General features: G+C 69.9%; 23 protein-coding genes and 1 riboswitch. Of the genes, 7 read left to right on the top strand and 16 right to left on the bottom strand.

The annotated features are described in order from the left end of the window. Positions 1–100: 100 nt before the first annotated feature. The 4 genes from whiA to uvrC form a co-directional block, all read right to left on the bottom strand. On the bottom strand, positions 101–1,078 hold the full coding sequence (whiA, locus tag ACQEVO_RS06860; protein WP_174375588.1) for a DNA-binding protein WhiA: 978 nt from the start codon (positions 1,076–1,078) through the stop codon (positions 101–103). Next, entirely contained in the window at positions 1,075–2,139 is a 1,065-nt protein-coding gene (locus ACQEVO_RS06855) for a gluconeogenesis factor YvcK family protein (protein WP_432909974.1), read from the bottom strand. Before ACQEVO_RS06855 ends, whiA begins: the two co-directional genes overlap by 4 nt. Continuing rightward, positions 2,136–3,014, bottom strand: a complete 879-nt coding sequence (gene rapZ, locus ACQEVO_RS06850; RefSeq protein ID WP_432922432.1) for an RNase adapter RapZ — start codon at positions 3,012–3,014, stop codon at positions 2,136–2,138. The genes ACQEVO_RS06855 and rapZ overlap by 4 nt, the downstream gene beginning before the upstream one ends. Before the next feature lie 242 nt (positions 3,015–3,256). Then, entirely contained in the window at positions 3,257–5,299 is a 2,043-nt protein-coding gene (uvrC, locus tag ACQEVO_RS06845; RefSeq protein ID WP_432909971.1) for an excinuclease ABC subunit UvrC, read from the bottom strand. Positions 5,300–5,688: 389 nt separating this feature from the next. Between uvrC and ACQEVO_RS06840 the strand changes: the two genes are divergently transcribed. Both ACQEVO_RS06840 and ACQEVO_RS06835 read left to right on the top strand, forming a co-directional pair. Continuing rightward, the gene (locus ACQEVO_RS06840) at positions 5,689–7,641 is read left to right on the top strand and encodes a gamma-glutamyltransferase family protein (protein WP_432909969.1); all 1,953 of its coding nucleotides are present in this window, start codon (positions 5,689–5,691) and stop codon (positions 7,639–7,641) included. Between the two features lie 133 nt (positions 7,642–7,774). Beyond that, positions 7,775–7,843, top strand: a riboswitch (guanidine-III (ykkC-III) riboswitch). 15 nt (positions 7,844–7,858) lie between these two features. Next, a complete protein-coding gene (locus ACQEVO_RS06835) occupies positions 7,859–8,173 on the top strand; it encodes a DMT family transporter (protein ID WP_432922429.1) in 315 nt (104 codons plus the stop codon). 95 nt (positions 8,174–8,268) lie between these two features. On the opposite strand, the gene ACQEVO_RS06830 is transcribed toward ACQEVO_RS06835, so the two are convergent. From ACQEVO_RS06830 to ACQEVO_RS06815, 4 genes are all read right to left on the bottom strand, one after another. Further along, positions 8,269–8,760, bottom strand: a complete 492-nt coding sequence (locus ACQEVO_RS06830; protein ID WP_432909967.1) for a PH domain-containing protein — start codon at positions 8,758–8,760, stop codon at positions 8,269–8,271. A gap of 3 nt (positions 8,761–8,763) precedes the next feature. Next, positions 8,764–9,243, bottom strand: a complete 480-nt coding sequence (gene ribH / locus ACQEVO_RS06825) for a 6,7-dimethyl-8-ribityllumazine synthase (protein ID WP_432909966.1) — start codon at positions 9,241–9,243, stop codon at positions 8,764–8,766. 28 nt (positions 9,244–9,271) lie between these two features. After that, complete coding sequence (locus ACQEVO_RS06820; protein WP_280401902.1) at positions 9,272–10,516, bottom strand: bifunctional 3,4-dihydroxy-2-butanone-4-phosphate synthase/GTP cyclohydrolase II; 1,245 nt, start codon at positions 10,514–10,516, stop codon at positions 9,272–9,274. A 78-nt stretch (positions 10,517–10,594) separates the two neighbouring features. Continuing rightward, positions 10,595–11,215 (bottom strand): riboflavin synthase, encoded by a 621-nt coding sequence (locus tag ACQEVO_RS06815; protein WP_432909962.1) that lies wholly within the window; start codon positions 11,213–11,215, stop codon positions 10,595–10,597. 373 nt (positions 11,216–11,588) lie between these two features. Here ACQEVO_RS06815 and ACQEVO_RS06810 point away from each other — a divergent pair, with 373 nt between their 5' ends. Continuing rightward, on the top strand, positions 11,589–11,801 hold the full coding sequence (locus ACQEVO_RS06810) for a hypothetical protein (protein WP_432909959.1): 213 nt from the start codon (positions 11,589–11,591) through the stop codon (positions 11,799–11,801). 87 nt (positions 11,802–11,888) lie between these two features. Next, entirely contained in the window at positions 11,889–12,350 is a 462-nt protein-coding gene (locus tag ACQEVO_RS06805; protein WP_432909957.1) for a hypothetical protein, read from the top strand. Between the two features lie 158 nt (positions 12,351–12,508). On the opposite strand, the gene rpe is transcribed toward ACQEVO_RS06805, so the two are convergent. After that, positions 12,509–13,180, bottom strand: coding sequence for a ribulose-phosphate 3-epimerase (gene rpe, locus ACQEVO_RS06800; protein WP_432922426.1), 672 nt, complete (start codon positions 13,178–13,180; stop codon positions 12,509–12,511). A 484-nt stretch (positions 13,181–13,664) separates the two neighbouring features. On the opposite strand from rpe, the gene ACQEVO_RS06795 reads away from it, so the two are divergent. From ACQEVO_RS06795 to ACQEVO_RS06785, 3 genes are all read left to right on the top strand, one after another. Further along, positions 13,665–14,087 (top strand): ATP-binding protein, encoded by a 423-nt coding sequence (locus tag ACQEVO_RS06795; RefSeq protein WP_432909955.1) that lies wholly within the window; start codon positions 13,665–13,667, stop codon positions 14,085–14,087. 164 nt (positions 14,088–14,251) lie between these two features. Beyond that, a complete protein-coding gene (locus tag ACQEVO_RS06790; RefSeq protein WP_432922423.1) occupies positions 14,252–15,025 on the top strand; it encodes a SigB/SigF/SigG family RNA polymerase sigma factor in 774 nt (257 codons plus the stop codon). 220 nt (positions 15,026–15,245) lie between these two features. Continuing rightward, the gene (locus ACQEVO_RS06785) at positions 15,246–17,408 is read left to right on the top strand and encodes a molybdopterin oxidoreductase family protein (RefSeq protein WP_432909952.1); all 2,163 of its coding nucleotides are present in this window, start codon (positions 15,246–15,248) and stop codon (positions 17,406–17,408) included. Between the two features lie 16 nt (positions 17,409–17,424). On the opposite strand, the gene ACQEVO_RS06780 is transcribed toward ACQEVO_RS06785, so the two are convergent. The 7 genes from ACQEVO_RS06780 to ACQEVO_RS06750 all read right to left on the bottom strand — a co-directional run bounded on the left by ACQEVO_RS06780 (position 17,425) and on the right by ACQEVO_RS06750 (position 26,407). Next, positions 17,425–17,778 (bottom strand): MmcQ/YjbR family DNA-binding protein, encoded by a 354-nt coding sequence (locus tag ACQEVO_RS06780; RefSeq protein ID WP_432909950.1) that lies wholly within the window; start codon positions 17,776–17,778, stop codon positions 17,425–17,427. 75 nt (positions 17,779–17,853) lie between these two features. After that, positions 17,854–19,185: an RsmB/NOP family class I SAM-dependent RNA methyltransferase gene (locus ACQEVO_RS06775; protein WP_432909947.1), complete on the bottom strand. Its 1,332-nt coding sequence runs from the start codon at positions 19,183–19,185 to the stop codon at positions 17,854–17,856. 986 nt (positions 19,186–20,171) lie between these two features. After that, positions 20,172–21,092 (bottom strand): methionyl-tRNA formyltransferase, encoded by a 921-nt coding sequence (fmt, locus tag ACQEVO_RS06770; protein ID WP_432909945.1) that lies wholly within the window; start codon positions 21,090–21,092, stop codon positions 20,172–20,174. Beyond that, on the bottom strand, positions 21,092–21,634 hold the full coding sequence (gene def / locus ACQEVO_RS06765) for a peptide deformylase (protein WP_432909943.1): 543 nt from the start codon (positions 21,632–21,634) through the stop codon (positions 21,092–21,094). Before def ends, fmt begins: the two co-directional genes overlap by 1 nt. A gap of 134 nt (positions 21,635–21,768) precedes the next feature. Then, the gene (locus ACQEVO_RS06760) at positions 21,769–22,785 is read right to left on the bottom strand and encodes an esterase/lipase family protein (protein WP_432909942.1); all 1,017 of its coding nucleotides are present in this window, start codon (positions 22,783–22,785) and stop codon (positions 21,769–21,771) included. A 62-nt stretch (positions 22,786–22,847) separates the two neighbouring features. Continuing rightward, positions 22,848–23,504, bottom strand: coding sequence for a PadR family transcriptional regulator (locus tag ACQEVO_RS06755; protein WP_432922420.1), 657 nt, complete (start codon positions 23,502–23,504; stop codon positions 22,848–22,850). Between the two features lie 671 nt (positions 23,505–24,175). Further along, the gene (locus tag ACQEVO_RS06750; RefSeq protein ID WP_432922417.1) at positions 24,176–26,407 is read right to left on the bottom strand and encodes a primosomal protein N'; all 2,232 of its coding nucleotides are present in this window, start codon (positions 26,405–26,407) and stop codon (positions 24,176–24,178) included. Positions 26,408–26,525 lie beyond the last annotated feature (118 nt).

The following is a 26,525-nucleotide window of genomic DNA, read 5'->3' as shown; positions in this document are numbered from 1 at the left end:
TCCCGTACGCAGCGCAGCCGAGGCGACGACCACGGTGGACGGCGGGCCGGCGCACCGCCCCGCCGGAGATCGGGCGCAGGTTTCCGGGCGGGACGGCGGCTCAGGCGTCGTCGAGCAGCTCCGCGGTAACCGCTGATTCGGTATCCGGCACGCCGAGTTCCTTGGCCCGGCGGTCGGCCATGGACAACAGTCGCCGGATACGTCCGGCCACGGCGTCCTTGGTCATCGGGGGGTCGGCGAGCTGGCCGAGTTCTTCGAGGGATGCCTGCCGGTGTTCCACCCGCAGCTTCCCGGCCGCCGCCAGATGGTCCGGTACGTCGTCGCCGAGCAGTTCCAGCGCTCGTTCCACCCGGGCCGCCGCAGCGACCGCCGCCCGCGCCGAGCGGCGCAGGTTGGCGTCGTCGAAGTTGGCCAGGCGGTTGGCGGTGGCGCGGACCTCGCGGCGCATCCGGCGTTCTTCCCAGGTGAGCCGGGTGTCCTGAGCGCCCATCCGGGTGAGCAGCGCGCCGATCGCCTCGCCGTCGCGGACGACCACCCGGTCGGTGCCGCGGACCTCCCGTGCCTTCGCCGAGATGCCGAGCCGGCGGGCGGCCCCCACCAGGGCCAGCGCCGCTTCGGGTCCGGGGCAGCTCACCTCGAGCGCCGAGGAACGGCCGGGTTCGGTGAGCGAACCGTGCGCCAGGAAGGCGCCGCGCCAGGCCGCCTCCGCATCGGCGACGCTGCCACCGACGACCTGCGCGGGCAGCCCGCGCACCGGCCGGCCGCGGACGTCGAGCAGCCCCGTCTGGCGGGCCAGCGCTTCGCCCTCCTTCGCGACCCGGACCACGTACCGGGAGGATTTGCGCAGGCCGCCGGCGCTGAGCACATGCACATCCGACCCATATCCGTAGAGTTCGAAGATCTCCCGCCGCAGCCGCCGCGCGATGGACCCCATATCGACTTCGGCTTCGACGATCACCCGCCCGCCGACGATATGCAGACCGCCGGCGAAACGCAGCAGGGCGGACAGTTCGGCTTTGCGCGCACTCACCTGTGTTACGGCGAGCCGGCTCAGCTCGTCTTTCACTTCGGCTGTCATCGCCACGAGACGTGCTCCTTTCCACCCAACCCGGACCGCACATCCTGACCCATGTGCCGTCCCTCGACTCGAAACCCCGGCACCGCCGGCCGGGGATCGCGGATCAGTTGATCCAGTGCGGCGGCGAGCTTTCCGGCATCGTGCCGGGCCGTTCCCGCGTCGGCGACCTCGGAAAAGACTACTCGGGCCCGCAACTGCCCGGCAGCCCTGGCAACATGTTCGCGCTCGCGCCCCTCCGGCACACACCCGGAATCGACCAGCACCTCGTCGACCGCGAAATCCGGTGCGTGCTGGGACAATACATGCAAATGGCGTTCCGCGGAGAAACCCGCCGTCTCGCCGGGTTGCGCGACGAGGTTCAGGATCAGCACTTTGCGCGCGCGCGTGTAGACCAGCGCGTCACGCAGGCCGGGCACCAGCAGATGCGGGATGACGCTGGTGAACCAGGAGCCCGGCCCCAGGATCACCGCGTCCGCCCGTTCGATCGCGGCGATCGCGTCGGCGCAGGCGGGCGGGTCGGCGGGCAGCAACCGCACCCGGCGCACCTTGCCGGGGGTCGTGGCCACCGCCACCTGGCCGCGGATACAGCGACTGACCCGCGGATCGGCCTCGAGACCGGAGACGTCGGCCTCGATATCCAGCGGGATGGTCGACATGGGCAGGACCCGGCCGCTGATCCCGAGCAGTTCGCCGACCTTGTCGAGCGCGGCCACCGGATCGCCGAGAACCTCGGTGAGGCCGGCCAGCAGCAGGTTTCCCACGGAGTGACCGGCCAGGGCACCGGTTCCACCGAACCGGTGCTGCACGGTACGGGTGAGCACGCCGTCGGCGTCGGCGGCCAGGGCGGCCAGCGCCATGCGCAGGTCACCGGGTGGCGGAACACCCAGTTCGCGGCGCAAGCGGCCGGAGGACCCGCCGTCGTCGGCGACGGTCACCACCGCGCTGATGCGCCGGGTGAGCCGCCGGACCGCGGAGAGCGTGGCATAGAGGCCGTGCCCGCCGCCGAGGGCGACGACGGCCGGACCCCGCTGTGTCGCGGGGTCGGAATCGGAGCCGTTCATTCGCGCCCCAGATCCCGGTGCAGTACCCGCACCGCGTCGACCGGGCCGGTGGCATCGTCGTCGTCGATTTTGCGGCCCGCGAGCGCGCCGAGGGCCTCGGCGATCGCGACACTGCGATGTCTGCCGCCGGTACAGCCCACTGCGACGGTCATGTATCGCTTCCCCTCTTGGCGGTAACCCTGGGTGGTCAGCTCGATCAAGTGGTCGCAGGTCCGCAGATAGTCCGCGGCACCCGGGCGCGACAGCACATAGTCACTGACCACCGTTTCCTGACCGGTGTGCTGCCGAAGTTCTGGTACCCAGTGCGGGTTGGGCAGGAAACGCACATCCAGCACCATGTCCGCGTCCAGCGGGACACCGTACTTGAAACCGAACGATTGCACGGTCAGCTGCAGTGCGACTGGCGTGCCGCCGCCGTACACCTCTTCCAGTTTGCGATGCAGCTGGTGGATCGACAGCTCGGTGGTGTCGATGACCACATCGGCCGCGGCCTTGACCCCGGCCAGCCGCACCCGTTCGGCGGCGATACCGGCGGAGAGCGTGCCGTCGGCGCTGTCGTTCTGCAACGGATGCCGGCGCCGGGCGAAGCCGAACCGGCGGATCAGGACATCGTCGGAGGCTTCCAGGAACAGGATCCGGGTGGGTACGCCGCGTGCCCGCAACTGTTCGGTGACCGCGGGCAGATCGCCGGTGAAGAATCGGCTCCGCACATCCATCACGATCGCCAGCCGCCGGATCGGCGGATCGGCCGAGGCGCCGAGCTCCACCATCCGGCCGATCAGTTCCGGGGGCAGATTGTCGGTGACGTACCAGCCGAGATCCTCCAGCACTCGCGCGGCGGTTCCCCGGCCGGCGCCGGACAGCCCGGTCACCATCACGACCTCGACCGGGGTCCCCGAGGCCGGCGCCCCACCCGGCACCACTTCCGTACTGCTGTTCGATTCGACGCGAGTCATGTACCACCCGGATCTTGTGCGGGAATGCGTTTCGTCACCCGGCCTCCCGGCCTGCGCCCGGCCCTGCCGCGGAGCACAGGCGCACGGACGCGGGGGCGCACGAACAAACGTACGTGACCGGCGCCGGTCACGGCGCCGCCTGGCCGTGCGCCGCGCCGAGACTATCGGTCGTGCAGGGCGGCCAGCACCGCCTCCGCGGTCGCCCGCCCGATCCCGGGCACCTCGATGATCTCCTCGACGGTTGCTTCCTTGAGCCGCGCGACCGAGCCGAAATGGGTGACCAGCGCGGTGCGCCGGGTGGCGCCGAGGCCGCGCACCGAATCCAGCGCGGACGCCGTCATCCGCCGGGACCGTTTACTGCGATGGAAGGTGATGGCGAAGCGGTGGGCTTCGTCACGTACCCGTTGCAGCAGGTAGAGCGCCTCGCTGGTGCGCGGCAGGATCACCGGGTCCGGTTCGCCCGGGATCCACACCTCTTCCAGTCGTTTCGCCAGACCCACCACCGCGACATCGGTGATCCCGAGCTCGTCCAGTACCTCGGCGGCGGCCGCCACCTGCGGCGCGCCACCGTCGACGACGTACAGGTTCGGCGGATAGGCGAACTTGCGTGGCCGGCCCGTCCGCGGGTCGATCCCGGGCCGGGTGGCGATCAGTTCCTCCGCGAACTCCGGCCCCTCCCCCGCTACCTCGAACTCCGGGGCCGCCGCGACACCGGCGAGATCGGCCTGTTCGGTGGCGTCGCGTTCCCGGCGCAACCGGAGGAACCGGCGCCGGGTGACCTCGGCGATACTGGCGACATCGTCGGACCGGCCCTCGCCGGCCGCCTCCCGGATCGCATAGTGCCGGTAGTCGGATTTCTTGGGCAGCCCGTCCTCGAACACCACCAAGGAGGCGACCACATCGGTGCCCTGGACGTGGCTGACATCGACGCATTCGATCCGCAGCGGGGCGGAATCGAGATCGAGCGCGTCCTGGATGTCCTGCAGTGCCGCCGAACGGGAGGTGAGATCGCCGGCCCGGCGGAGTTTGTGCTGTGCGAGGGCCTCGGCGGCGTTGCGGGCGACGGTCTCGGCGAGGGCCTTCTTGTCACCGCGCTGCGGCACCCGCACCCGCACCGCACTGCCCCGCAACTGCGACAGCCAGCGCTGGACCTCGTCGATATCGGCGGGCAGCTCCGGTACCAGCACCTCGCGCGGCACCACCGCGGCGGGCTGGTCTCCGGCGGTCTGCGCGGCGACGGCGGCCTGCTCACCGTAGAACTGGGTGAGGAACTGCTCCACCAGCGCCCCGAGTTCCCCGCCCTGTTCGGGGGTGTCGGCGGCGTCGCCGGATTTGTCCACCACCCAGCCGCGCTGGCCGCGCACCCGCCCGTCGCGGACATGGAAAACCTGCACCGCGACCTCGAGGTCGTCGCCGGCGAAGGCGATCACATCGGCGTCGGTACCGTCGCCGAGAACGACGGCCTGTTTCTCCAGCGCCCGCCGCAGGGCCTGCACATCGTCGCGGAGCCGGGCCGCGGTTTCGAAATCGAGGTCCGCGGACGCGGCGTGCATCCGGCGTTCCAGTTCCTTGACCATGCGGTCGGTACGGCCGGCGAGGAAATCACAGAAATCGTCGACGATGCGCCGGTGTTCGTCCGCCGATACCCGGCCCACACAGGGCGCCGAACATTTGTCGATATAACCGAGCAGACAGGGCCGGCCGATCTGCCCGTGCCGTTTGAACACGCCGGCCGAACAGGTACGCGCCGGGAATACGCGGAGCAGCAGATCGAGAGTTTCCCGGATCGCCCACGCATGCGCGTAGGGGCCGAAATAGCGGACCCCTTTCTTGCGCGCGCCCCGATAGACGAACAACCGCGGATAATCTTCGTTCAGCGTGACGGCCAGCACCGGATAGGACTTGTCGTCGCGGTAACGGACATTGAACCGCGGATCGAATTCCTTGATCCAGTTGTATTCCAGTTGCAGCGCTTCCACTTCCGTGGAAACCACGGTCCATTCCACGCTCGCCGCGGTGGTCACCATCTGCCGCGTCCGCGGATGCAGGGCGGCCACATCGGCGAAATAGGAGTTGAGCCGGTTCCGCAGACTTTTCGCCTTACCGACGTAGATGACCTGCCCGTAAGAGTCCCTGAATTTGTAGACACCGGGTTCGAGCGGAATACTGCCCGGCTGCGGCCGGTACGTCGCGGGATCTGCCACATGCCCAGCGTAGTAGCGCCCTCGGACAGTACGTATGTCGCCGCCTCCGGCAGCTGTATCCATGGCGCCGCCTCCGGCGTCGCCGGTTCGGGGCCCCCGAAGTCTCGTTCTTCACTCCGCCGCTCCTCCGCTGCGCTCCCCCGCTCTGTCGCTCCAGAACGAGACGGGCCCCGAACCATGGGAGTGGACTGACTGGATACGGCTCTGATATCGGCATACGGCCTTGCTCGGCATCACCCGGAGATCGGGCGGAGCGGGCTGGATGCGGCTTCTCCACGGGCGCGGCGAGCTGTGCGGAGGTGGCCCCGGAACCATGTATCGATTGTCTCCGCCCGTGGGGCGCGCGCGTTCGGCTGCTTCTGTCGTCGCGGGCGGCTACAGTGCGGAATATGCGCCCGGTACAACGGATTCGGTACGCACTGACCATGACGGGGCTGCTCGTTGCCGCTTTCGTCACCGGATGCTCCGACGACACCGGCGCCGCGGGGCCGTGCACGCCGGTGCCCAACGGCACCGCCGTCACCGCCGCTCCCGGTACCGGCTCGGCGGCGCCGGCCACCCGCGATCTCGCGACCAACCCGGAGATCGCCTCGGGGTACCGGTCGGAGATGACCGCGGTACACACCACCGGGTACGCCGTATCCACCGCGAACTCGCATGCGACCCGCGCCGCCTGCGAGGTGCTGCGCGCGGGCGGCACCGCGGCGGATGCGCTGATCACCGCGCAAACCGTGCTCGGACTCACCGAACCGCAGGCCTCCGGGCTCGGCGGCGGCGCGTTCCTGCTGTACTACAACGCGGAGGACCGGACAGTCGAGGCCTATGACGGCCGGGAAACCGCGCCGGCCGCCGCGACGGAGAACTATCTGCGCTGGATCAGCGATACCGACCGCACCGAACCGCGGCCCGATGCCCGTGCCAGCGGGCGTTCCATCGGCGTCCCGGGTGTTGTGCGGATGCTCGGGATGGTGCATGCCGAGCACGGGCACACCGAATGGCGCGAACTGTTCGATCCCGCTGTCGCACTGGCCGATCAGGGTTTCGAGATAAGCCCCCGGCTGGCCGGGCAGATCGCCGAATCCGCGCCCGACCTGGCCCGGGATCCGGCGGCCGCCGAATACTTCCTGAATCCGGACGGTTCGCCGAAACCCGCGGGCACGGTGCTCACCAACCCGGCGCTGTCGAAAACCTTGAACACCCTCGCCACCGAGGGCGCGGACGCCTTCTACACCGGGCCGATCGCCGGGGATATCGTCGCGGCGGCCGCGGCGAGCGCCGGCGGCCGCACGCCCAGCGCCCTGACGGCCGCGGACCTCGACGGCTACCGGGCGGTGAAGCGCACCCCGCTGTGCACCGATTACCGGGAGCACGAGATATGCGGAATGCCGGGTCCCTCGTCCGGCGGCAGCACCGTCGCGGCAACCCTCGGCATCCTGGAGAACTTCGATATTCCGGCGCTGTCACCGGAACGGGTGGACCGCAACGGCGGAGTCCCGCGCGCCGAGGCGGTCCATCTGATCGCGGAGGCCGAGCGGCTGGCCTACGCCGACCGGGACAAGTACATCGCCGACCCGGATTACATACCCCCGCCGAACAATTCACCGAACACACTGGTGGATCCGGAATATCTGCGCGAACGGTCCGGGCTCATCGACCCGTCGCGCAGTATGGGCACCGCGAAACCCGGCGACTTCGGTGCGGACCCGCTGGGCGCCGGGCCGCAGCAGCCGGAACACGGCACCAGCCATATCTCGGTGGTCGATTCCTACGGCAATGCGGCGGCCATGACCACCACCGTCGAATCGGCCTTCGGATCGTTCCATATGGTCGACGGTTTCCTGCTGAACAATCAGCTCACCGACTTCGCCGCCGACCCGCTCGGCGCCGACGGCGTGCCGGTGGCGAACCGCGTGGAACCGGGCAAACGCCCACGCAGCTCCATGAGCCCCACACTGGTGTTCGAACGGGGCGAAGGGGCCGGGCCGGGCGCCCTCACCCATGTGGTCGGCTCCCCTGGCGGCTCGGTGATCATCCAGTTCGTGGTGAAGACGCTGGTCGGCATGCTGGATTGGGGGCTGGACCCGCAGCAGGCGGTGTCGGCGGTCTCGTTCGGCGCCGCGAACACCCCGGTCACCGGTGTCGGCGGCGAGCATCCGGCGATCGACACCCGCGACGACGGCGCCCACGATCCGCTCGTCACCGCATTGCGTGAACGGGGTCACCAGGTGTCGGTGGCCCCGCAGACCAGCGGGCTCAGTGTGCTGGCCCGGGACGGCGAGACCCGATGGGTGGGCGGCGCCGACCCGCGCCGCGAGGGCGAGGTCCTGGGCGATACCCGCTGACCGGCGAGCTCCGAGCCGGCCGTGGCAGGCCCGCGTCCCCGGATGTGGGCGGTCCTGAGCGCGACCGATGTGAGGTGCCTCGCCGAACAGGCCGGGAAGGTTGCCGGGCGGTAGCAGGTGTGCGATTTTGGTTTCAGAGCCCGCGAGGAGGCGGGCTTCCGGACGAGAGGGTCGTACCCGGCGTGCGACAAGACGACCCACGGAGGTCGTCATGTCTATCGCATGGGTCGTACTCGTGGTATCCGGGATTCTGGAAGCGGTCTGGGCCACCGCACTCGGCAAAACCGAGGGCTTCTCCAAATGGCCGCCTACCCTGCTCTTCGTCGCCGCGCTCGTCGCCAGTATGGGCGGCCTCGCCTACGCGATGCGGGACCTGCCGGTGGGCACCGCGTATTCCGTGTGGGTGGGTATCGGCGCGGTCCTCACCGTCGTCTACGCCATGGCCACCGGTGAAGAGCCCGTCACGATCGGCAAACTGGTCTTTTTGACGATGATCATTTCCGGAGTCGTCGGGCTGAAGCTGGCCCACTGAGTGTTCCCTCGGGCCGTACTCGACGGTCCGGCGACCCGCACGTCCGGCCGTCGAGCAATCCTCGGCCGCAGCAGGGGTCTCCGCGATGCACCGGATCAGCGCGTGGTGTACTTCGCGCCGAGTTCCCGCAGCCGGTCCAGTGCGGCCGCGGCGCGTTCGCCGTCGTTGGACCGGATCGCCAGCATCGGCACGTAGTCGTCGTTCACCAGCTCCAGCCGGGCCCAGGCCTTCCGGTCCGGGAAGGAGACACCCCGGATATGTTTCCACTCGAATTCGTTGTCGCCCAGCACATTGCGTACCACCACGCCGCGTTCCCCGGCGCGCACCCGCGGCCTGGTGAGCAGCAGTACGGCGGCGGCGCCGAAGATACCGATACCCGCCATCGCGAACTGGTCCACCACCCGGAAGTTCACTCCGGTGTAGTCCACCCGGAGGAACACCCCCAGCAGGACGAAGGCGACCACCAGGCAGCCGGCGACGATCACCGCGGTCCGGCGCGCTTTCCGCGGCCGCACCTCGAACTCCCAGTCGGACGGCCGGCCCGCGGCCGGGTTCGCGCCCCGGCGCAGTATCCGCACCACCGGCATCGCTCAGCCCGCCGCGCGCAGCCCGCGCAAGGTCAGGGCGGCGTCCAGGGCGGCGGCGGCCGCCTGCTCGCCTTTGTTCTCCACCGAATCCGGCAAACCCGCCCGGTCCAGCGCTTGCTGTTCGTTGTTCGTGGTAAGCACACCGTTGGCCACCGGGGTGCTCTCGTCGAGGGAGACCCGGGTCAGACCGGCGGTCACCGCATCGCAGACATACTCGAAATGCGGGGTATCGCCGCGGATCACCACACCGAGCGCGACCACCGCGTCATGGGTGCGCGCCAGTTCCTGCGCCAGTACCGGCAGCTCCATGGCGCCGGCGCAGCGCGCGACGGTGGTGTGCCGGACCCCGGCGGCCGCGGCCACCCGCTCGGCATTGGCGACCAGGGTGTCGCAGATCTCGGTATGCCAGCGCGACGCGACGATCGCCAGCCGCAGCCCCTGCGCGTCGGCGAGCGCGAACTCCGGGACCCCGGTGCCGCTCATCGGATTCCGCCTTTCGATCGGGCTACGGTCATTGTGCTGTCTCCCCCAGGTCCAGATCGTCCAGACCCACCAGGTCGTGGCCCATCCGGTCGCGTTTGGTGCGCAGATAGCGCAAGTTCTCGGCATTGGCGCGCACCGGCATCGGGACACGATCGGTGATCCGCAACCCGTAACCGTCGAGCCCGACCCGTTTCGCCGGATTGTTGGTGAGCAGCCGCATCGACCGCAGGCCGAGGTCGACCAGGATCTGAGCGCCCGTACCGTAATCGCGGGCGTCGGCCGGCAGCCCGAGTTCGATATTCGCGTCGACCGTATCGTGCCCGGAATCCTGCAGTTGGTAGGCCTGCAGTTTGTGCATCAGGCCGATACCGCGGCCCTCGTGCCCGCGCATGTAGAGAACCACGCCGCGACCCTCGGCGGCCACCATCTCCAGGGCCGCGTCCAGCTGGGGACCGCAATCGCAGCGCAGCGAGCCGAAGACATCACCGGTCAGGCATTCCGAATGCACCCGGACCAGGACGTCCTCGCCGTCACCGAGATCGCCCCGGACGAGCGCCACATGCTCGACATCGTCGTAGATGCTCTGATAGCCGACCGCGGTGAACTCGCCGTGCACGGTGGGGATACGCGCCTGCGCGACCCGCACCACATGCTTCTCGTGCTTACGGCGCCACGCGATCATCTCCGCGATCGAGATCAACGCCAGCTCGTGTTCGTCGGCGAACACCCGCAGTTCATCGGTGCGGGCCATATGCCCGTCTTCCTTCTGGCTGACGATCTCGCAGATCACGCCCGCCGGGCGCAGCCCCGCCATCCGGGCCAAGTCCACCGCGGCCTCGGTATGGCCCGGGCGCCGCAGCACCCCGCCGTCCTTCGCCCGCAACGGAACGACATGCCCGGGCCGGGTGAAATCGTTGGGCTTGGCGTCGCCGTCGGCCAGCAACCGGATGGTGGTGGCTCGATCGGCACCGGAGATCCCGGTGGTGACGCCTTCCTTGGCATCGACCGAGACGGTGTAGGCGGTGCCGTGTTTGTCCTGGTTCACCGCGTACATCGGCGGCAGGCCGAGGCGGTCGCAGTCGTCACCGGTCAGCGGAACGCAGATGTAACCCGAGGTGTACCGGATCATGAACGCCACGAGTTCGGGGGTGGCTTTCTCGGCGGCGAAGATGAGGTCGCCCTCGTTCTCCCGGTCCTCGTCGTCGACCACGACGACCGGTTTACCGGCCGCGATATCGGCGACGGCGCGCTCGATGCTGTCGAACCTGGTCACGTCTGCAATGCTCCATCTCGATTGGTCGGTGATCACACTACTGGGTCGGTCCGGCCCGTCCGGGCGCGGCCGGAGCTGTCAACCGCGCTGGTGGAGACGCTCCACATACTTCGCGATCACATCGACTTCCAGGTTCACCACGGCCCCCGCGGCGGCGGCACCGAGGTCGGTGAGGCCCAGCGTGGTGGGGATGAGGGACACCTCGAACCAGTCGTGGGTACCGTCGGCGGCCGGGGTTTCGGTACGGCCCAGCCCGGAGACCGTCAGCGAGATTCCGTTCACGGTGATCGAGCCCTTCTCCACCACGTATTTGGCGAGCGCGTCCGGCAACGAGATCCGGATCACCTCCCAGTTCTCGCCGGGGGTCCGGGTCAGGATGGTGCCGGTACCGTCCACATGCCCCTGCACGATATGGCCGCCGAGGCGGCTGTTCACGGCGGCGGCCCGCTCGAGATTGACGCGCGCGCCGGGTCCGAGGCCCCCGATACTGGACCGGCGCAGCGTTTCGCCCATCACGTCGACGGTGAACGCATCGTCGAGGACATCGACGACGGTCAGGCAGACGCCGTTGACAGCGATGGAATCGCCGTGCCCCGCATCGGAGGTGACCAGTTTGCCGCGGATCGTCAACCGGGCCGCGTCGGTCAATTGTTCGCAGGCGACGATCTCGCCCAGTTCCTCGACGATGCCTGTGAACATGCCTTCTCCCGTTCGCGTCGGTGTTCCGCCTACGGAACGGCGGCAGCGGTACCGAATATTCCCAGTTCGCCGTCCACGACCAGACTAATGGGCGGCCACCGCGAGCCGGCACGGGCGCCCACTCGCCGGGAGACCGCCCCGCCCGGTGGCGCAGGGGCCGTGCACTCACGGAACGCGCACTGTCTTCGTGCCGGAAATTTTCCGGTGGAGCAACCGCCGTCACATTTCCGCGCCGGTCACGATGACTCCTCCGACAGGCCTCTACGTGGTCCGGACCAGTCCCGGCGCCCAACACTTTCCCGTCCGAGACCGCATCGAAACCCGAAATCTTTCTCGATTTGCGCGCTCACACCGGCTAACGCAATATTGTGAGGTGTCCGGTTTCACCGCCCTCGACCACCTCGGGGCACGGCCGGACCAGAACGCCCCGATGACGGCCACCGCCGCGGAAGACCGTGCGCCACAAGCCTTCACGAACAACCGGACCGAACCACCGCACCTCGGGCACAAAGCCCGGCAGCGGACCGGCGATCCGGTGCCCCTCGGCCCAGCGACAGTGTTGTCCGGGCAGCGGATCCCGCAATGACAACACCGGACGGATCCGTGCGGCCTCCACCCCCGGATGTCCGCGCCCCAGCCAGGCACGTCCACCCTCGAGGAAAGCCGACCCGCCATGACGACATTCACCGAGTCCCCGCTGGAACGACACTGCCGGCGGTACCGGGAGAAGGATCTGCTGCCCGCCGTCGTCGATCCGGTATCGCACCGGATTCTGCTGCATATAGGCGCCGCGTACGGTGCGGTGACCATGCCCACCGAACTCGGCGAGCGGGTGCTGCAACGCTTACGTATCGCCGGCCTGACCGGCCCTGTCTTCGCGCATCCCCGGGCCCGGCGCTGGACTTTTCTCACCGGCCCCACCCGGCACGACGAATTCCCCGCCGCCGCGGCGGCCGAATTGTTCCGGCGCTACACCACCGTCGCGGGCACCGGCAGCCAGATAGTGCTGCCCTCCGCCGCGGACGAAGCGAGCGGTTACCGCCTCTGGGTCGCCGGTCCGGATGCCCACGGCACCCGCCCCCCGCAGCACGCGGTGATCGACGCCGTGTGCGAAAGCGGCCTGCACAGCCCCTGATCCCCGGGTACCCCACGATCGTCGGCCGGGCACGGGCAACGCCTGCCCAGTGCACCGAGATGCCACCGCCGCAGGACGCGCACGGAACGTGCCGGTGCCGGCGACGCGCTCGCTGCCGGGGCGCCGGCGTCCCGTCCGGCGCCGCGACAGCGTGAGCGTCAGTGCGCAGCGTGATGCGGTGACCGGGCTGCGGCCGCCCGGCTTCGCAGTTTCTCCACGGTCGCACCCGGATCGGCGGTGTTGTAGACGGCCGAGCCCGCTACGAAACAGTCGATCCCGGCCTCCGCGGCCTGTTCGATGGTGTCGGCGTTGATCCCGCCGTCGATCTCGACCACCAGCCGTAGTTCCCCCGCGTCGACCAACCGGCGCACCACCTTCGCCTTCTCCAGCACCGAGGAGATGAACGACTGGCCGCCGAACCCCGGCTCGACACTCATCACGAGCAGCGTGTCGAAATTCCGGAGAATCTCCAGATACGGCTCGATAGGCGTATTCGGCTTCACCGACAGCCCGGCCTTCGCCCCGGCCGCCCGGATATCCCGCGCCACCGCCACCGGATCGTCGGTCGCCTCGGCGTGAAAGGTCACGTTGTAGGCGCCCGCCTCGGCGTACGGCGGTGCCCACCGGGCCGGGTCCTCGATCATCAGATGGCAGTCCAGCGGAATATCGGTCGCCTTCAGCAGGCTCTGCACCACCGGCAGCCCCAGCGTCAGATTCGGCACGAAATGCGCGTCCATGACATCGACGTGCAGCCAGTCCGCACTCGATACCGCCCCCGCCTCTTCAGCCAGCCGCGCGAAATCCGCGGACAGAATGGACGGGGCGATCATCGGGGCCGCCGGACGGGTGAACGTGGGCTCGGACGTGGGCTCGGACGCAGTCACAGCGCCGAAGTGTAGTGCCGCCCCACCCGCTGACCCAACGCGCCCAGCGGTAGCTCCGAGTCCAACGAAACACTCAACGGACCGGTCGCCCGAATCCGACACAACCACGGCAGCGCCCGATCAACAAGGCGCTCACAGGACACACAATCCCGAAACCGAACACACCACAGCGACGCCGAGCACAGCGAGGCGCTCGAGGCCCCACCCCGAAACCAAACGCAACCACGGCGGCGCCGAGTTCAGCGAGGCATTTGGAGGGTTCGGCCCGTCCCTGCGTTCAGACCGCGAGACAATGCGGCGCAGCCGCGAGTATCGCGGTCTGAACGCAGGGACCAAGGGGGCCGAACCCAGCGCCGCCGCAGGCGGCGCAGATAAACACAGCCAAACCCCCGCGCGCGCCAGCGCGCCAAAAACACAGTAACCTGCCGGGGTGATCAATACGTCGGCGGAAGAGGGGATTCACGGTTCCCCTGTGGAGATTCGGGTGGCGGCTTCGGTGACGCAGCTGCCGATCGTGCGCGGTCTCGCCGAAACTCTGGTCTTGCTCAGTGATTTCACGTTGGACGAGGTCGCCGATATCCGGCTCGCGGTGGACGAGGCCTGTTCCACACTGATCGGTTCGGCGGCGCCCGGTACCAGTCTGCACTGCGTGTTCACCATCGGTGAGAACGATCTGCGAGTGCGGGTCGCCGGTATCTCGGCACGGGAGGGGCTGCCCGATTCCCGCAGTTTCGGCTGGCATGTGCTGCGCACCCTCACCGATGCCGTCGACGCCCGGCAGGAGTCCTTCGACCAGCAGGTTTCCGGATATCCGACAGCGGTCGAGTTCCGTCGGGTCCGGGGGAAAGCGTGACCGAACAGGACAAACCGCTCGATCCGGATGAACTGCTCGACACCGGCGGCGGACCCGGTCCCGCGGCGGCTTCCGGCCGGCCGGGTGAACCGGTCGCGGCGGCGGATTCCGGCGACGAAGCCGCTTCCACCGAGACCGCGGACGAGGACGAGGTCGAGGACGACCTGGCGGATACCGGTCAGGTCGGCGGGTACGACGATGTCGCGGGACTGTTCACCCGGTTGGCGGCCACCGAGCCGGACTCGGCCGAGCATACGGCGTTGCGCAACGAACTGATCGGGCGTTGTATCCCGCTGGCCGACCATATCGCCCGGAAGTTCAGCGGCCGTGGTGAGCCGTTCGACGATCTGACCCAGGTCGCCCGGGTCGGGCTGGTGCACGCGGTGGATCGTTTCGATGTCTCGCGTGGTTCGAATTTCCTGTCGTTCGCGGTCCCCACCATCATGGGCGAGGTGCGCCGGTATTTCCGGGACAACACCTGGGCCATGCGGGTACCGCGCCGGGTGAAGGAAACCCATCTGCGGATCGGGGCGGCGGTGGATTCGCTGTCGCAGTCGCTGGGCCGCTCGCCCACGGCCAAGGAGATCGCGGCGGAACTCGATGTCGACCCCGACGAGGTGACGCAGGCCGTGATCGCCGGGAACGCCTATCAGCCGACGTCGATCGATGCGGCCTCGGTGGGCCGCGATACCGATGCCTCCCTGCTGGACACCCTGGGTGAGGAGGAAGCCCAGTTCGACCGGGTCGAGGAGTATGTGGCGATCCGGCCGCTGCTGGCCGGCCTGCCCGAACGCGAACGCCGCATTCTGACGATGCGGTTCTTCGAGTCGATGACCCAGACGCAGATCGCCGCCCAGATGGGGATTTCGCAGATGCATGTCTCGCGGATTCTCACCAAAACGCTGGCTCGGCTGCGGGAACAGTCGGCGCGCGAGTAGCGGTACCGGCCGCCGGATTTCCGGCCGGCCGGCTGTTGTGCCCGCTTCGCGGGTCGGTCTACCCTCATAGCTGAGAGATCGAGTGGGAATTTATCTCAGCGAACCATTCGCCGGGGATCTCACCCCTCTCGGCAGACCAGAGCAACCGAGGATCCGGATCAGCCCGTAATTCGGCCCGGCAGCGCGTCGACGACGACGCGACAGAAGGTGATGTGAGGCCATGACCACAGCAACCGTCGCCCGGCAGTGCACCCTGTGTGAGGCCCACTGCGGCATCCTGGTGACCGTCGAGGACACCAAGGTCACCCGTATCGAAGGCAATCCCGAGGACGTGCTGTCCAAGGGCTACATCTGCCCCAAGGCCACCGCGATGGCGGGCCTGCACGACGACCCCGACCGGTTGCGGACGCCGGTGCGGCGAGTGGGCGACCGGTTCGAACCCATCGGCTGGGACGAGGCGTTCCGCGAGGTCGGCAGCCGGCTGCGGCAGGTCCGGCGCGACCACGGCCCGCACGCGGTGGGGATGTATCTCGGAAACCCGGCCGCGCACAACTCCGCGATCATGTACGCCATGGCACTGCGCGCGGGCCTGATGACCCGCAACTTCTACACCGCCTCCTCGATCGACCAGTTCCCGCAGGAATTCGTGGCCTGGCAGATGTACGGGTCGAACTTCCTCATGCCCATCGCCGATATCGACCGCACCGACCGGCTGGTGATCATCGGCGCCAATCCGGCGGTGTCCAACGGTTCGGTCACCACCATGCCGGGCGCCAAGAACCGGATCAAAGACGTCCGCTCCCGCGGCGGCACGGTGGTGGTGATCGATCCGCGGCGCACCGAAACCGCCCGCTTGGCCGACGAACACGTCGCGGTGCTCCCGGGCGGCGACCCGTATCTGCTGCTGGCGGTTCTGCATGTCCTGCTCACCGAGGATCTGTGCGACCACACCGCGGTGCGGGACCGGTGCAGCGGTTCGGAAACCCTGCGGGAGCTGGTATCCGGCTTCTCGCCGGAGGAGGCCGCGCCGTATGCGGGGGTCGATGCCGAGACCATCCGGCGGCTGGCCCGGGAACACGCCGCGGCGAAATCGGCGGTGATGTACGCCCGGATCGGGGTCTGCCAGACGGTCACCGGCACGATCACGCATTGGCTGGTGAACACCATCAACGCGATCACCGGTAACCTCGACCGGCCCGGCGGCCAGATGTATGCCACCCCGGCGGTGGATCTGCTGCCGCTGGCCCGGCGAATGCCGCCGTACCACGGCGCCTGGACCGACCGGTCGGGCAAGTACAAATCGTTCCGTTTCGAACTGCCGGTGGCCGCGCTGGCCGCCGAAATCCTCGACGAGGGCCCGGAACAGATCCGCGCCATGATCACCTATGCCGGGAACCCGGTCCTGTCCACCCCGCAGCGCGGACAGCTGGACAAGGCGCTGAGTTCGCTGGATTTCTATGTGGCCGTGGATATGTACATCACCGAGACCACCCGGCACGCCGATATCATCCTGCCGCCGATATCACCGCTGGAACGCGAGGATCTCGACATCCTGCTGACGATGTTCAGCGTGCACAACAACATTCGCTACAACGCACGCGCGGTCGACCCACCCGAGGACGGTCTCGAGGACTGGGAGATCATGGCGCGGCTCACCACCGAGATCCTGCCGCTACCGCTGCGTTCGCTCACCGGCCGTGCCCTCAATGCGGTCTTCGCCCGGTTCAGTCCGCTGCGGGCGGCAGCGCTGGGCATCGCGGTCGGTCCGCACGGTGTACTGCGGCGGGGGCGTAAGGGGGTCACGCTGTCGAAGGTCCGCGCGGCGCGCGGCGGAATCGATCTGGGACCGCTGCGCCCGCGGCTGCGCTCGCTCATCGCGACCGCCGACCGCCGGGTGCACCTGGCACCGGCATCGTTCGTCGCCGAAGCCCGCCGGCTGCTCGCCGACGCCGGTGCCGCGCGCGGCGAAGGTTTCGATCTGCGGCTGATCGGCCGCCGTCACCTGCGCAGCAACAATTCGTGGTTGCACAATGTGCCGGCCATGGTGAAGGGCCGCGACCGCTGCACCGCGCTGATGCACTCGAGGGATGCGAGTGAGCGCGGGCTGGCCGCCGGCGACCGCGTCACCGTGAGCTCGCCGATCGGCGCCATCGTCGTGCCGGTGGAGATCAGCGACGATATCCGGCCCGGCACGGTGGCGATCCCGCACGGCTGGGGCCATCGGGAACCGGGTGTCGGCTGGACGGTGGCCGCCTCGCTGCCCGGGGCGAATGTGAATCTGCTGCACGATCCGGAGCAGGTGGACCGCCTCTCCGGCAACGCCGCGGTGAACAGCACCTGGGTCAAGGTCGAACGGGCCGGAGAGCCGGCCGCCGTCGGCTGATCCACGTCGTCACCGCTTACTTGCTGTCGCCCGAATCCCTGGTGCGGCGCAGTTTCGCGGGCGCGACCAGCCACCACGCGGCGTCCAGCAGTTCCCGCAATTGCTCGGTATCGACCCGGTCGAGATCGATGAGGATGTACGGATACCCGTCGTAGTGCGCGGTGGTGTAGAACGCCGGATCGCCGGAGGCCAGCAAAGCCTGTTTCTCCGCCATTTCGCAGCGCAGGACCAGGCCGCCCTCGGCTTCCGAGCGCAACCGGGCGAAACTCTTGCCCGCCACCTTCAACGCGGGGGTCCGGTAGGAGGTCGATTCCGCGACCTCCGGTAGTTCGGTGGCCAGGCGCACCACGTTCTCCCAGCTGAGGCTCATAGCGCGAGTCTGCCCGGACCGGCGGCGGCGGGCTCGGATATCCGTCGCCTACCGCGCCGTGTCCGGGCCGTCGCGCTACAGCGGTTTACGCAGCGCGGCCACGAACATCGCGTCGGTACCGTGCCGGTGCGGCCACAACTGCACCGTGGGGCCGTCACCCAGGCCGGTGACGCCGGGCAGCAGTTCCCGGGCGTCCAGCTGTTCGGCCTCGGTGCGGCGTACAGTATCCGCTACCACCGCAACGGTTTCCGGGAGGTGCGGTGAACAGGTCGAGTAGACCACCACGCCACCGGGTCGCAGGAGTTCCCACGCGGCGGCCAGCAGCTCCCGTTGCAGGACTGCCAATTCGGCGACATCACCGGGTGTGCGCCGCCAGCGGGCCTCCGGACGGCGCCGCAGCGCGCCCAGCCCGGTACACGGGGCGTCGACCAGAATCCGGTCGTAGCCGGCGGGCAGCCCACTGGCACGGCCGTCGACGATATGTACGTCGACCGGCAGCTCACGGGTGGCCGACCGGACCAGTTCGGCACGATGCGCGGCCGGTTCCACCGCGTCCACGCGGAAACCGTCGATAGCGGCGAGCGCGCCCAGCAGCGCGGCCTTACCACCGGGGCCCGCGCACAGATCCAGCCAGCGTCCGTTGTCGCCCCCGTGCAACTGCGCGCGGGTGAGTGCGAGCGCCACGAGCTGACTGCCCTCGTCCTGTACGGCGGCCATCCCCGCACGGACCGGCTCCAGCGCACCCGGGTCGCCGCCTTCGAGGTACACGGCGTACGGCGACCAGCGGCCCTCCTCGCCCCCGGTGACCAGGGCGAGTTCCTCGGCGGTGATGTCCCCGGGGCGGGCCACCAGATGTACCACCGGGCGGGCGTCGTCGGCGGCGAGCAGGTCACCCAGCTCGCCGGCGTCGGCGCCGAGCGCGTCGGCGAAGGCCTGCGCTATCCACGCCGGATGCGCGTATTCGAAGCCCAGCCGCCCGATCGGATCGCCGGGCGCCAGTCGCGCCACCCACTCCTGCGGCGACCGTTCGGTGACCCGGCGCAGGACCGCGTTGACGAAACCGGACCGGCCGGAACCGGTTTCGGCGCGCGCCAGCTCTACCGAGGTGTGCACGGCCGCGTGCGGCTCGACCCGGGTACGCAGCAACTGGTAGGTGCCCAGCCGCAGAATATCCAGCAGCGAACCGTCGATCTCCTCGATCGCACGGCCGGCGCAGTCGGCGATCACCGCGTCGAGCACACCGAGGGTACGGCACGCCCCGTACGCGAGTTCGGTCGCCAGCGCGGCATCGCGCCCTTGGACGGAGTATTCGCGCAGCAAGGCCGGGAGAACCAGATTGGCGTAGGCGTCGCGCTCGCGGACCGCGCGCAGCGTCTCCAGCGCCACGGTGCGCGCCGGATCCGACACATGTCCGGGACGCCGAGCGGAATCGCCGCGCCCGCGTGGCCCGCCCACACCGGGCCGGCGGCCGGTGCCCGGGCCTTTCGTTCCCGAACCCGGACGCCCGCGTTCGTTGTCACGCCGGCCGGAACCGGATCCCGCGCGCCCGGTGCCGTCGTCCGCCGGCCGGGAGCCCCCGCGGGTGCCGGGCCGTGCGGGTGTTTCTCCACGCCGGCCATCTGGGCCCCGCTCGCCACCTCGGCCCGCCTCTCGATCGCGGCGCGCGGCCGATCGATCGGAGCCCGGACCGCCGCGGTCGGCCGCCGTGCGATTCCTCTGTGTACGGCCACCGCTCCTCTGTGTACGGCCACCGCGTTCCTGACCGTAACCGCCGCGGTTCGAGGTATCGGACTGGTCGGCCCGATCCGATCTGCCGGCACCGGTCCACCGGTCCGGATGCGAATCCGCCCGGCGCCCTTGCTGTTCGCGACGAACACCGGCTTCCCCGGCTCCCGACCCCGGTCGTTCGCCACCGGATCGCGCTCCCCCGCCGCCGGGGCGGTCGCCGCCGCGCCCGCCCGATTCCGCACCGGACGCACGGCCCGGGCGGTCGGCACGGCGCTCGCCCTGTCCGGAATCCGGCCGACGGCCACCGCGACCGGCATCCCGCCGCGGACTGTCCGGCGCAGAATCCGCCGGCCGGTCGTCGCGTCGCCGGTACCCGCCGCGGTCCCCCTGTCCAGTATCCGGGCGCGGTACGAATCCGCCGGAGTCCTTGCTCACTCCGCCGGAATCCCGGGCCTTCCTGGGTCGGTCGGCGCTTGTTGCCCGTGGCGCGGTCGCGGGTCGATCACGGCCCGGACCACGGGCACCGGTCCGCGAGCCGGAGTCGCTGCCTGCAGCGCCACTCGCCGCCCCGCGACCCGTATCACGGGAACCGGCCGATCCTTCGTCTGCCGATTCGGGTTTCGGATGGCGCCGGAACCCCCGCCGCGGCTCACCGGCCGGGCCGGTCATTCGGCCACCGTGCCGGGCTCCAGCCGGGCGCCGCGCGCCCAGTCCAGTGCTGCCATCATCCGTTTGCCCTGCGGCTGGACCCGGTCCAGCCGTACCGCGGTGGTCGCGGTGCCGATGTAGACACCGGTTTTGCGGACCTCGATCTGCCGTTCCGGCAAGACCTCTTCGACCAATTCCACCGGACCCAGTTTCAGCCGGACGCCGGCCACCGTCGTCCAGGCACCCGGGTGCGGTGTGACGGACCGGATGGCGCGGCCGACCGCGAGCGCCGGCTGGTCCCAGCGCACCTGGGCCGCCTCCACGGTGATCTTCGGTGCATAGGAGACGCCTTCGGTGGATTGCGGAATCGCCTGCAACGTACCGTCTTCCACACCGTGCAAGGTTTGTTCCAGGAGCGCTGCCCCGCTCTCGGCCAGCCGGGCGAGCAGTTCGCCCGCGGTATCGGTGACGGCGATCCGCTCGGTCACCACGCCGTAGACCGGCCCGGTGTCCAGCCCCTCTTCGATCCGGAAAGTCGACGCCCCGGTGATCTCGTCACCCGCGGCGATGGCCGCCTGGACCGGCGCCGCGCCGCGCCAGGCCGGCAACAGCGAGAAGTGCAAATTGATCCAGCCGTGCTGCGGGATATCCAGCACCTCGCTCGGCAGCAGGGCGCCGTAGGCCACGACCGGGCAGCAGTCCGGCGCGAGCTGTTTCAGGGCATCGGCGAATTCCGGATCGGCGGGTTTACGCGGGGTGAGCACGGGGATGCCGTGCTCGTCGGCCACCTGCCCGACCGGTGAACGCTGCACTCTGCGGCCGCGGCCGGCGACGGCGTCCGGACGGGTCAGTACGGCGACCACCTCGTGCCGGGAGGCGATCAACCGGCGCAGCGAGGGGACCGCGGGGTCGGGGGTGCCGGCGAAAACGATCCGCATCAGCGGTCCCGCTCGGCCAGCGCGCGACTCGGCCGGACGGTGATCCCGGCGGTGAACCAGTCGGATTCCCGGATGGTGCGCATGGCCTGTTTGCGGTCCGGCGGGTCCAGCCGATCGATGAACAAGGTGCCGTCGAGATGATCGGTTTCGTGCTGAACACAGCGGGCCAGCAGCCCTTCGGCCGCGAACTCGACGGGCGCACCGGTCAGATCGACCCCGCTCGCCCGCACCCGCATCGCCCGGCGCGTGTCGTGGTTGACCCCCGGGATGGACAGGCAGCCCTCCGGCCCGATCTGCTCCTCGTCGTCGAGCGCGGTCCAGACCGGGTTGATCAGATGGCCGCGGGCGTCGCCGGTGTCGTAGACGAATACCCGCAGGCCGACCCCAATCTGCGGTGCGGCCATCCCGACCCCGCCGTCGTCGTACATGGTGTCGGTCAGATCGGTCACCAGCTGTCGCAGTTCGGGGCCGAAATCGGTCACCTCGCTCGCGCGGGCTCGCAGGATCGGATCGCCGAACAGGCGGACGGACTGGACGGTCACAGTGGGCTCCCGAGGACATCGGACAGGCAGGAAAGTCTTCATTCTAGGTGGCCGGGATCCGCCCACCGCCACGCACGGCCGCCACACCCGGGCCGGCCCGCCGCCCATCCGTCACGTGCGGGTACCGGAACCGTTCAGATGTTTCCGCCGATGACGACCTGCGGGATACCGGTACCGAGAGCGACCGGCAGGCATACCGGGCTCGGCGCCTGCTGCGGATCCAGCGCCTCGAGCAGCAACTGCGCGACGAACGGGTCGTACACCATGTGGAAATGCCCGGTGAGATCCGCGGGGCAGCGGTCCTGGATCAGAATGTTCTCGGCACCGGGGCCGCGTAACGCCATATTGTCGGACGGCTGGATCATCTCGTCGACCCGGCTGCCGATGGTGACGTACCGGACGCCGGGCACCGTATCGCCGCCGGCATTCAGCGCGAGCATGAACGGCGACCCCTGCGCCTGCTGCACCGCGGCCACCGAGATCACCTTTTCGGCGAGAGCCAGCGCGCCCGGAATCTGCTGGGCCACGGGCACCAGCCCGTACATGACCCCGCCGTAGCTGGGCGAGGCGAGACCGACCCACGTGCCTACGGCGGGCGCGCCCCCGAGCTTGTTGATGTAGTACCGGGTCACATTGGCGCCCTGGGAGAATCCCACCAGGTCGACCCGGTCCGCCCCGGTGGCCGTGCGCACCTCGCTGACGAAGCCGGCGAGCTGATGGGCACTGAGCACGATGTCCTCGGTGCCGAAGCTGGTGGCCCCGGGTTTACCGCCGTAGTTGAGCGCGAAAACGCAGAAACCCGCGTCCACCAACCGGGGCCCGATGGCCGACCAGTCGGTGTAGGCGCTCGCGTCGGTGCCGTGGGCGAGGATCACCGGCCGCGGATGTGCGGCGTCCGGGACACAACCGAAATCGTTCGCCCCCCAGGGCACCGCGGCGGGGTGATCCTTCATGTACAACACCGCGCCGAGATGGTCGGGCTGCGGCGGCGCCCACTCGGTGGGCACTTCCGGGGGCAGGTAGCCGGGTGGCTGGGCGGCGCCGGTCGTGGTCCCGAGCAGCACCGACCCAGCCAGTGCGACAGCCACCGTGAGCAGGCGGCAGGCACGCCCGCCGCTGCGCCGCCCCACCCGCCGTCGAAATCGTTTCATCACTTGATCTTCCACCCTGCCGCCGCGGGGGAAAACCGGTGGGTGAGGTCTTGACCACCCCGTTACTTCCCGGTCTCCTCGTCGTCGGCGAGGATTCGGTACAGGGCTTTCCGCGCCTCGGTGAGTACCTCGGCCGCCTTCGCGGCCTGTTCCGGGGTGCCGACGGCGGCGACCTGCGCGGCCGCCCCCATGAGCGCCCCGATGAGGGCGCGGAGATCGCCGGTGTGCGCACCGGCCCCCTCCTTCACCTCGGCCCACGGATCACCGAGTTCGGCACGATGCTCGGCGATATGGGCGGTACCTGTCTCGGTCAGTTGCGCGGTCTTGCGGCCGGCCACCTTCTCGACAGTGATCAAACCCTCGTCTTCCAACTGGGACAGTGCGGGGTACACGGACCCCGGGCTGGGACGCCACAGATCATCACTGCGTTCCCGGATCTGCTGGATCAGCTCGTAACCGTGCATCGGGCGTTCGGCGAGCAGCAGCAGAATCGCCGCCCGCACATCGCCGCGCCGGCCGCGGCCACCGCGACCTCGGCCGCGGCCGAAGCCCGGACCGAAATCGGGTCCGAACCCACGCCCGAAGCCCGGACCGAAACCGGGACCACCGAATCCGGGCGGACCACCGTGCCGGAAACCGCCACGGCCCCCGTGCTCGGCGTCCGGACCGTGGCGCCGGGCCCAGCGCAGTCGTTCTTTACGCATATCCATGTTTTCCATTGCAGCCTCGTGAGCTACTTGATCGGTTTGCATAGCATCGACGATATATCGACAACCTATCCAACGCAACCCGCTGTCGAATATTCCGAAGCGAACCCCCGAAACGCAATCCCCTGGATCCACTCCGCCCACCACGGGCCGACACCACCCGGAACCACTCGGCACGCCCCAGCTCGCACCCTCCGCTCCACACAGCACACCGGTGCCGGTAGCAGGCAGAATCCGCCACCCACCCATCCAGAATCCGACCGAGGCGACCCCCCGGTACACCGCTCGTCCGCGACCGGCCGGTCGCGGACGGCGACGAGGTCATCGCCCGCATCGCCGCGCCCCCGTTCACATTCCTGACCTGCACAAACCATGCGCCAGCCGATAAATGCGGCATCACCCCAATGGTTCGGGAAATGCGGCATCACCCCGATGGTTCGGGGCCCGTCTCGTTCTGGAGCGACAGAGCGGGGCAGCGTCGCGGAGGAGCGTCGGAGTGAAGAACGAGACCAAGGGAGCCCCGAACCCCGCGCCGCCGGAGGCGGCGCCATGACACGGTTCGGGGCCCGTCTCGGATCTGGACTGACGGAGCGGGGGAGCGAAGCGGAGGAGGGGAGGAGGGAAGATTCGAGACCAAGGGGGCCCCGAACCCGCGCCGCCGGAGGCGGCGCCAAAGACAGAGCTCAGCCGATATCGAGCGGGTCTATCTGTATTCGCGCGGGCGCCTCGCTCCGCTGACTGCTGCGGACAGCCTGCGCGGCCGTGAGCGCACGGGTGAGCGCGGCCCCTTGCGCGCGCGGGGCGCGCAGCAGGACCCGTTCGACTTCCACCGCGCTCCCCCGGTCGTCCTCCGCGCGCGACCCCGAGGGTTTGCGAGCGGTGGGGGGCAGCGGCACCGGACCCAGCACCTCGATCTCGGCGGGGAGGTCGGTGACGGCGAGGAGTCCGGCGATCGCGTCGGGTGTTCCGTCGATCGCGGCCATCCGCGCCGCGGGCGGGAACCCGACCTCCGCGCGTTGTGCCAGTTCGGCGGCCGCGTGCCCCGCCGGATCCCAGCGCAGCAGCGCCTGGACGGTCGGCACGGCCGGGTCCGCCATCACCAGCACCCGGCCGCCGGCTTTCACCAGTGCCGCGGCACCCAGCCAGCGGCGCAGGGTGTCCTCGGAAGCCCGGAGATCGGCACGCCCGAGCAGTGCCCAGCCGTCGAGGAGCAGGCCGACCCCGTAGCCGCCGGCCAGCAGCGGTTCGGCCCCGACCGTGGCCACCACCACCTGTGCGCCCGGCTCCACCGTATCCAGCATCGCGGCGCCGCTCGAGCCGCGGATCGGTACTCCGGGAAACGCCCGGCCCAGTTCCTCGGCGGTGCGGGCGGCGCCGATGACCACGGCGCGCAGTACCCGCCCACCGCAGGCGGGACAGCGGAAGGCGGCCTCGGTGCGACCGCACCACCGGCACGCCGGACTGTGCGCGACCTGCGCAGACGGGTCGGCCGGGCCCTCGGGTAGTGAGAGTGGCCCGACGCAGCGCCGGCAGCGGGCGGGCGTCCGGCATTTGGTGCACGCCAGGGCCGGGACGTAACCACGGCGCGGCACCTGCACCAGGACGGCTTCGTCCGCGGCCAGGGCCCGCCGGGCGGCGGCGAACGCTTCGGCGGGAATCCGGACCGCGCGGGCGATCGGGTCGCGGTCGAGTGCGGCATCGGAATCTCCCGGCGCCCCGATCCGCGGCGACGCCGCCCGGACGGTGGCCCGGTCGGCGAGCAGATCGTGTGCCCAACCCGATTCCACCACCGCCTGCACCTCCGCGGTGCGCGCGAATCCGGCGGCCACGAACGCCGCACCGGTGTCGTGCGACCGCAGCATCGCCACCTCCCGCGCGTGCGGGTAGGGCGCGCGGGGTTCGGCGTAGGTGTCGTCGCCGTCGTCCCAGATCGCGATCAGTCCCAGGTCCGTCGCGGGCGCGAAAACAGCACTGCGGGTGCCGACGACGACGCGCGCGGTACCGCGGAGCACTGCCAGCCAGCGCCGGTATCGCGCGGCCGGCCCGAGCCCGGCCGATAAGCCCACCGCCACGTCACCGACCAGCGAAACGCATTCGCGCAGTACGCGATCCAAGTCGCGTTGGTCGGGAACCATCAGGATCGCGCTCCGCCCATCGGCGACGACGAGCGCGGCGAGTTCGGCGAGGCGGCGGGCCCAGTCCTCGCCGGGCAGCGCCTGCCAGGCCGCCCGCGCACCGCGCCGGCCGGCGAGGGCGCCGAGGAACGATTCCCCGTGCCGATACCGCCGCCACGCCGCGACATCCACGCCGTCCCCGACCTGCTCGGCATGCCGCACCACCTGCTCGATACCGGGCGGCGGTCGATTGTCGCCTTCCGTAGTGCCGGTGCGGTCCGGGCGAAGCCCGGCATCCGGCTCGGAATCGGCCGCCGGTAGCGGGCCGGGCGGCTGGTGGGGGCCTATTTCTTCTGGACGGAGAGCCGCCCGCGACAGCGTACCGGTGTTCGCATCCACCGTCTCGGGCTCGGCCGGGTCGTCGGGTGTTGCCTGGGTGGCTTCGCCGGGCTCGTTCTTTCCGCGCCCGCCGTTCTCGACCCGCGCGTGCCGGGGCGGGATCGCCAGGCGCAGGACATCGGCGCGGGTGCCGGCGCAGCGTTCCGCCACCGTGGTGGCGAGCCGCAGGATCTCCGGGGTGAGCACCTGTTCTGCCGAGACGACCCGCTCCAGCCGGACCAGTTTGCCCGGATGCTCCGATTCGGTGTGCCGGGACAGCAGATAGCCGTCCACCAACCGCCCGGCGAACCGTACCCGGACGCGCACCCCGGGCCGGGCGATCTCGTCCAGTTCCGGAGGCACCAGGTAGTCGAAATCGCGGTCCAGGTGCGCGGGGGTGAGCAACGGCAGAACCCGGGCGATCGGATGCGATACCGGTGGCTGCCCGGCCGGAGCGGATTTCTTCGCCGGCCGCGCACCACCGGGCACCCTCGAACCGGCCGACACCCCCGGCGACTCGATGTCACCGGGGGTGTCGGCG

Source organism: Nocardia sp. CA-290969 (assembly GCF_050936135.1).
Taxonomy (GTDB): domain Bacteria; phylum Actinomycetota; class Actinomycetes; order Mycobacteriales; family Mycobacteriaceae; genus Nocardia.
This window is presented reverse-complemented; position numbering and strand designations above follow the sequence as displayed.